We start from the raw sequence: 7,821 nt of genomic DNA on the forward strand, positions 1-7,821 counted from the left end.
AAAAGTCTATCACCGATTTCGCTATCTCGGATCGCTCTCCGACAAACTGCTAGGCTATCCATAATCGCTATACTCCATAGGTGAAATATAAAAACAGTAACCACAGGGAGGCGCGCACCACCCCCAACCACCAGCCCCACGGCTTCCCTTGCAGCAGCCCCACCCCGGCGGCGATGCCCAGCCCGTCTATGCCAGTGAGGATATTGATCCAGGCGATGGCTGTGGCAAGCCGCGGCCGCTCGGTAACCTGATGAGTTGCGTTCAAAGATGGCCCCGTTGCAGGTACGGCGGTCTGCACAGGCGTCGGGCTGAGACCGGTGCCGCAGGTGTTGCAAAAGTGCGACCCGGCCGGAACGGTCGCGCCACAGGATGAACATGGCCCTGCGGGTTGCACTATTTCCAGGTGCGCGCCACAAATATTGCAAAAACGCGAACCCGCGGGAGGCTCCGCCCCACAAGAATGGCAAGTGAGCAGCTCTACAGCAGTATCTTTAACTTCGTCGGCAAACATAGTCGGGGCGTCGTCATCGAATTCGATGACCAGACGACCCCCGCAGTGGCCGCAATATTGTTTCCCTTCCGGGACTTCTCCATTACAGTTTGGACATTGCATAGTATTCTCCTACACCTACTGCTGGTATCCCCGTTTGAGCTGCCAAAACATTACCCAACCACCGATTGCGCCAAACACACCTTCAATGAAAAATATCGAAGAATTTTGGCCAACAGAATCAAATAGCACTTCCATTACACCAGGAACTGAATAAAATAAATATGAAGGCCCCGCGGTTACCATGGCCCATCCTATGGCAATGATGATTGCCGGCTGTCGTCCGATTGGAGGCTGTTTCCTTCTCAGCACCTCACTAATTATGAGGCCACCAATGGCTCCTTCGACAATCATATGCACATAATAATTGCCAATCGATGTCGTTAGATAAACATTATAAAGAATATAGCCAATCAACCCGGCGATACCCCATCCAACCGCAATAACTGTTATATTCTTCCAAGATATGGCTTGATTTATCCATCGAAGTATTACCCCAACGATTAAGCCACTTAAGATACCTCCAATGACATCACGAGAGAACATGCCAGTGTCATAACCAACATTCAAAACTCCATACAAGGGATTAAATAAATAGATATTAATTGCAGTGATCATAGCTATACCAATACCTATTAACACCACGGGTTGCCATGCCGGCCTGAGGTTCCATATTTGCAGAACAGGATCAAGTCTGGCGTTGGCGTCGTTAGGGCCGGCCAGGCTTACATTCTTGATTCGCTCTTTTTGATCGATTAGCCTGGCTTGTAAGTCTTGAGCTGCCTCAACTTTGTGTATACCTACACCACACTTATCACAATATCTCGCATCATGACGGTTTTGAGCGCCACAAGCGGGACATATCCGCATCTCTTGCTCGGGCGTCTCTGGCTCTTTGGGTACTTCTTCCAATTCATCTGCCAGCATGGTGGGGGCATCATCATCAAAATCAGCAGTCATCGGCCGCGGCTCAATGGGCACTAATCGTTGCCCGCAGTGACCGCAAAAACGTTTGCCTTCCGGGACTTCTCCGTTACAGTTAGGACATTTCACTTGACTCTCCTATCATGGTGACCAACTAGGGGCAAAATTATGACCGTAGTCCGGATCGTTGTAAGTCACTTGTATGGTTTCACCGGTTTCAACATCTATGATAAATATCTGGTCATATCCTCGATAAATGGAAGAAAAGGCAATTTTCGTTCCATCTGGCGACCAGCTTGGATATCCATCACTAACATCGTTATGGGTAAGCTGAACAACATTGCTACCATCGACGTTCATTACATAGATTTCTTCATCACCGTCACGCGTTGAAACAAAAGCTATTCGTGTCCCATTAGGAGACCAATCGGCGTCATAATCATAATAGCCATTATTGGTAAGTTGAATAACATTTGCTCCATCTGAATCCATTAAATAGAGTTCAAAACCGCCATTGCGGATTGACTCGAATACTATTCGAGTACCATCAGGTGACCACAACGGGTTCCAATCCCGAGCAGAATTATCGGTAAGCTGAATTTCGTTATTGCCTTCAGAGTCAATCAAAAATATCTCGCTGTCACCGTCTCGGTTGGATGCAAAGGCAATCCGGTTCCCGTCTGGAGACCATGATCCACTGTAGTCGAATCGGACAACGTTGCCGCCATCAACATCCATAGCATACTGGCCATAATCGCCGTCGCGCTCTGAATAAAAGACAATACGGGTACCTCCCAGCCACCAATCAGGAGAACCATCGTAGACGTTATTCTGGGTTAGTTGTGTAATATTATTGCCGTCATAGTCCATCACGAATATATCGTTGCTATCACCCCGTGTCGACTCGAATACAATTTGCCCACCTCCGCCATAAGGGGTCTGTTGGGGTTGTGCCGCCTCCACCCGGATTTTCACCCAAAAGGCCATGCTGCCATCATCAGTCAGGCCGAAGGCTTCGCCGTCCGGGTTACGTAATTTCCAAAATCCCTGATATGTGCCCGGTGCCGTTGGGGCGATCAAATCGACGGAGATGTCCACGGTTTGGCCCGGAGCGATTGTTTCTGTAGTGGATTGAGCGGATTCAGGGCCGCCCATAACATCACCATGATCGAACACCAAGCTGTACGCTGAAGTCCAGGTACAGGAGCCGGCATTTTCCAAGCGCCAGGTTTTGGTGAAGATGTCTCCAGGGGCTATAGCGGCGTCATCTGGAATAGTCACATCGTGGATGAAAGCTGCCCGGTCACAAGGGGCAGAGGCAGGAGCCGTTTGGGTCGCAGAGCGGGTGTCGGTCACCACCGCCGCTATGGATGCCGGAGTGGGATGCGGTTCAGCCTCACCTGGAGTAAAGAAAACCAAAACGAAGATAAAAATAACCACCGCCAGAACGGCCACGGATCCGAAACCAAACATGATGGGCAGGACCCAACCTGGCAGCGGGCGTTTCGCCCTTGTCGCTACCGGCGCGGGGGCCACCGACCTGGCAATTCCCGTCAAACTTGTGCCGCAACCATTGCAGAAGCGCGCCTTGGGCGGGTATTGAATGCCGCAGGCTGGGCAGGTCTGTACCTTCTGCTTGGGCTCCTGTGGTTCCTTTTGCACCTCATCCAATTCATCCGCCAGCCTGGTTGGGGCATCGTCGTCAAAGCCTGGAGGAACCAGGGGCTGCCCGCAATGACCGCAAAAACGCTTGCCTTCGGGTACTTCGCCGTTACAGTTAGGACACTTCATCACTATTGCCTCCTACTTAACGTTTTACTCCTTATGTTTCACGCCTCACGCTTTATTTTTTCCTCTTCACTTGCGGCATAGGCGTATAATGAATTTTGACCCACGAAGCCATATCATCCTGTATCCCCGCCACAATCGCCTGGCCGACTTTCAAACGGGCGATGACCTCGGCCTGATCGGGTTTCAGCGCCAGCGTGCCGGCCATAGCCTCGCGGTCATCCACGGCCACCAGACGGTGGATGATCTTCAGATTAGTGTTTTTGAGCGCATCCGGCACCAGCTTGGCAGGCACCTGGTCAATGATCGCCAGCCCCTGTCCATAAGCGCGAATCTCGGCCAGGATGTCAGCGAACATCTCGCCCATCTTCGCCTGCGGATTAGCACCCATGAAATGTTGTGGAGCGGCGCGCAGTACGCGGTGAGCTTCCTCGAAAATCGCCAGATGCTGCAAATCGCTTGACTCCGGGGAACCGAGGCTCTCGTGCTGCGCCTGACGGTATTCGTACATGAAGTTCAACAGCAGCGCCATGGTAAAGCACTTATCGGCGTCATCGCCCATTTGCTGCAAGTTGACCACTACTGGGCGGTCGAAAAGCTCGCTCCAGGGAGTCGAGACGGCATGGTTGAAGAGGCGCCGCTTCCAGCCGCGCAGCAGGCTGCCGATACGCGTGCGCAAGGCGGCGATAATATTATCCGTGATGCGCTGCTCATAGCCCTTGGCGCGCACCAGGTCGGTAACGCCATCGTAAAGCTGCTCCAGGGTTGGGCAGGCAATGCCATCGGGGGGCAACTCATCATCTAGCCAGCCCTGGCTATCGTAGAGTTCCACAAGGGCCTCTTCCAGGATCACCGGCAAGATCTCCTGCATGGGGAAGCTGGCATTGAAGATCGATTTCAACCGATCCAGGTGTGGCGTAACCTGTACCAGCGCCCCGGGCAGGCGTACCACATCGAAAGGATTCAGGCGTAATGGCTCTAGCTTTTGGCCGCCCCACTCTTGTCGCCCCGGCATATAGACAGCAATCTCGCGATCGAAAGTGCCAGCCTGGTTATACGCCAGGGCCATCTGCACATACTCGTCCTTAGCCGGTTCGATGACCATAAAATTGACGCCGCGCTGCATCATCTCTGAGAGCAGCCTGCGGCAGGTGTTGGATTTACCGCTGCCGGTGATGCCGGTAACAAAGACATGCCGGGTGAGTGTATTGAGATCAACCGAGTATTTGAGCTTGCCAACAGCTTCACCCCCTTCCAGTAAATTGCCCAAATCAAGGGCGTTTTCAGAGTCATGTGGTTTGGGAGGGTTCAAACTAAAGTAGGCCGTAGGCTGCACCGGCAAGCCGGGTGTTTCCCGCAGGGGCAGGTTGACGAACAAGGAAAGCTCATCGGTATTCAAAGGTGTTGTCAGTCCCTCGTAAATTGGACCGAGGGGATGGCTGAGTTGGTCTTCTGTAGAGGGGGCAAACAACCGCAAAGCTGGATGCTGGAATGAATCTAATGAGACCTGAACTTCTTCGTTCCAAACCTGGCTCAAATCGTGGATACGCACTGGCTCGAAGGCGCTCTTCTCCCCGCTGACCAGGGCTTTCAACTGAGCCTGCCCCTGGGCGACCGTTTCGGCCTGATTGCTGAGCAGGTAAACGCCCACATTCCAACAGCCTTTACCGCGCGCCACCTGGAACCGGGTGACGGTTTCTTCGAGAAGTTGTTCACAGGCTTCAGCATGCTTGTTGAGATATTCACGCCCAAAAGAAAGCGATTCGCCGGTGGTAGTGCCTTCTGTGGCAGTGAGGGTCGTCGAAATTCCGGCGGTCTCCCCCACGGATTCTGTCTCTCCAGTCGCCTGGGAGGTAGAAGACGAAGGCAGCAGTTGACCGAACATCCCCAACATTCCCTGAAACAGCATCCCCCCTCCCGGCATCCCCATGGCAGGAATACCTATCGCCGCAGCAGCCGCAGCCATCCCTGCGCCCTTGACAGCTTTCCCCGGCCCGCTGGATTTATCTAACACCGTGCCAATGGCACCTTTGCTGATCCCTTCTGTCTCGGTTGTCGAGGTGCCGCGCGTGGTAGTCGTAGAGCTGGTTTCGCTTTCCCCGCGGGCGGTACTCAGCGAGGCGCTCTCGCTGGCGCTGCGCTGGATGGTGGCCCTGGCAAAGGCGTGCACCTGACCCGAAAGGCTGCGACAATTCGAAATGACCTCATCCACGGTGAATTCGGTCATCGGTTCGGCAACAACCATGTACAGGTAAGGTTTGCCGCGCAGGCCGCGCATAAATTGGTCAAGGCTTTGAGGGTACCCTTGAGTGGTTTCTCCTTTTGGCGAGGGGATGCCAGTAAAGGCACGCGCGTAACGATAAGTACTCAAGGGAACATGCACCTGTTTGACGATCTGACTATAATCATCAATCAATTTTACGCGCGTCCCCGGCCAATTGGAGCATAAAAACTGCCCCAACTGCTCTGCAAACAGACTGGGATGAGCGCCGGGAGTTTGCGCCTTAAGACCGATAAATATATCGTTTTGTTCGCCATCGCTACTAATAATAAATAACATGGCATAGCGCGGATCATGGGAAGCCGCCAGGGTAGTCTGGATAGCGGTCATATAATGGGAGAAATCTTCGGTAACCGGCTGACCAACTTGTTCCAGATGCAGAAAGGCTACATCAGGCTGCTCGCTGATGTCAATGTTCAGCAATCGAACGTAATCTGCACCGAAAATGGGACCATCGAGATAATTGCGGCTCAAGGTAAAAAGCAATGCCCGCGAGATGACATCGCCCGCAGTCATCAGCATCTCAGTTGACATGATCTCTAACGGTTCAATCTCAGTTTGCAGGGATGTGGTGATTTCTTCTTCAACCATATTTCATTCGCGTCACTTTCGCAGGATTGTTGCGCTGCGTGTGCAGGTGAATTCTGTACCGCCAATCTTGATTTTATCCCCTGGAATTAAGGGATAAACCTGATTTGGCTTGATGCGTTTACCGTTAATGAATGTGCCGTTTGTGCTACCCATGTCTGTGATAGCAATCTCCTCAGTATTGGCATTCACCTCTGCATGGAAGCGTGATACTAAATCATCTTTCAGCCAGATATGATTGTCGCGTTTTCTGCCAAGGGTTGTAGCCCCATCCAGAAGGGAATGAGATCTGCCGGTGTTGGTCACGAATTGCCATTCAACATCTTGCGATGGCACTCCCTCTATTTCCTGTTGATGAGAAAACAGAATCCGCTGGGTATGGGTCTCGAACGATTTGCCATATTCCAAAGCGGTCCCATGAACCACGTTCTCGTCCGGGTTATCTGAGAGAATCACAACATCATCGCCGAAACGCTTCCTCAGGTGGCGCACTATCGTGAAGAGCTGAGATCCACCACCCACAAGGATGACTTGGCCAACATCCCCATTTTTCAAGCCCATGGCTTGCATCCCATTTTCTATTAGATATTCAAAATCTGCAATCAGATGGCGGGTAATCCCCAGAAATATGGGTTCGTCTAGGCGGGCTACCCGACGGAAAGCCTCACCATTGCTCATCACTAATGTAATTGTCCGCTTCGGGGTATGCAACGATTCTCCCGGCCGCAATAGCTGGCGACTGAGAGCTTCTTTAAGCTGGCGGCTGTAATCTCGCAAGGTGATCATCGCAGAAGGATCATCAGTCAGCGCCGAGGATGGGATTTTAAGTTGATCGGCATAGTGCTTTGCCAATTCAGCATCATACAGGCCACCGCCATGAGGCTCGCCGTACCGACGGGCGTATTCCAGATCACCGGTGTGAGGGTTGACCTGTCCAGCGATCAAGTCTGTCGTACTACCACCCACATCTGCAATTAGCGTAACCCCTTTTTTATCCGAATCCGCCAGCAGGCCCTGTCGGTGCAAGCTGAGCATGGCGCTCTCAGGCTCACTGATGAATCTAATCTGGCTACGCAATTCTTTAGGCATACAGTTCTGAACGGTTTGCCGAAATTCTTGAAGAATGAAGCCGTCATGGTCATAGCGCCAATGAACCGGGAATGTAAAGGTAAAGTGTACTCTCTCGTCGAACGTTCCACCACGCCATTTCTCTTGCTGCAATTGCAGCAGCACAGCTCGCAATAACAGTTTTGTGTATTGCAGAGCTTGTTCGTGCGTGAAACGTTTTTGATGAGCAAGCGGTTCAATTTCTAAATGCGCACCGATACAAGGTTTGAAATATTCCCGAATCCGTCCCCTAATTTTTTCATCTTCAATCTGTTGTTTTACAAAATCTCCATAACCTTCAAGTTTTGCCCCCTCCGGGTCGAGCAAGATAATAGCTGGAAGCCTGCGGTTGACAAAGCTTGTCAGCGGCGAAGGCTGTGGCTCCCCAAGCATTTGTACATTGGGGCCATCTCTTTTGTAAGATACTCGATATAACCGCCAGTTAGTTGCCCCACAATCAATAGCAAATACTGTTTCTTGCATTTGTTCGCCCTGTTCTCATTTTGAATAGTGCCCAAAAAAAAATTCTTGTGGTTCTACACCTCTTATTCCCAAATAATTAGTAACTGCTCAGACTAACGCC

Annotated in this window: 5 protein-coding genes; all 5 read right to left on the minus strand. The window is 51.7% G+C overall.

Translation table 11 applies throughout. From position 1 onward, the window contains the following. Positions 1–67: 67 nt before the first annotated feature. The 5 genes from HN413_02935 to HN413_02955 are packed head-to-tail and all read right to left on the minus strand — an operon-like array spanning position 68 to position 7,721. Positions 68–613, minus strand: a complete 546-nt coding sequence (locus HN413_02935; protein MBT3389341.1) for a zinc ribbon domain-containing protein — start codon at positions 611–613, stop codon at positions 68–70. Positions 614–628: 15 nt separating this feature from the next. After that, positions 629–1,603 carry a hypothetical protein gene (locus HN413_02940; GenBank protein ID MBT3389342.1) on the minus strand — a complete coding sequence of 325 codons (975 nt, stop codon included), beginning with the start codon at positions 1,601–1,603 and terminating at the stop codon, positions 629–631. A 12-nt stretch (positions 1,604–1,615) separates the two neighbouring features. Beyond that, positions 1,616–3,265: a hypothetical protein gene (locus HN413_02945; protein MBT3389343.1), complete on the minus strand. Its 1,650-nt coding sequence runs from the start codon at positions 3,263–3,265 to the stop codon at positions 1,616–1,618. 52 nt (positions 3,266–3,317) lie between these two features. Then, the gene (locus tag HN413_02950; GenBank protein ID MBT3389344.1) at positions 3,318–6,134 is read right to left on the minus strand and encodes an ATP-binding protein; all 2,817 of its coding nucleotides are present in this window, start codon (positions 6,132–6,134) and stop codon (positions 3,318–3,320) included. A 12-nt stretch (positions 6,135–6,146) separates the two neighbouring features. After that, on the minus strand, positions 6,147–7,721 hold the full coding sequence (locus HN413_02955; GenBank protein ID MBT3389345.1) for an FHA domain-containing protein: 1,575 nt from the start codon (positions 7,719–7,721) through the stop codon (positions 6,147–6,149). Positions 7,722–7,821 lie beyond the last annotated feature (100 nt).

It is taken from the genome of Chloroflexota bacterium, from assembly GCA_018648225.1.
Taxonomy (GTDB): Bacteria; Chloroflexota; Anaerolineae; order Anaerolineales; family UBA11858; genus NIOZ-UU35.

Bases quoted from the DNA above. Each gene is read 5' to 3' on its own strand.
- HN413_02935 (MBT3389341.1), bottom strand. From the start codon at position 613: ATGCAATGTCCAAACTGTAATGGAGAAGTCCCGGAAGGGAAACAATAT.
- HN413_02945 (MBT3389343.1), bottom strand. From the start codon at position 3,265: ATGAAGTGTCCTAACTGTAACGGCGAAGTACCCGAAGGCAAGCGTTTT.
- HN413_02950 (MBT3389344.1), bottom strand. From the start codon at position 6,134: ATGGTTGAAGAAGAAATCACCACATCCCTGCAAACTGAGATTGAACCG.
- HN413_02955 (MBT3389345.1), bottom strand. From the start codon at position 7,721: ATGCAAGAAACAGTATTTGCTATTGATTGTGGGGCAACTAACTGGCGG.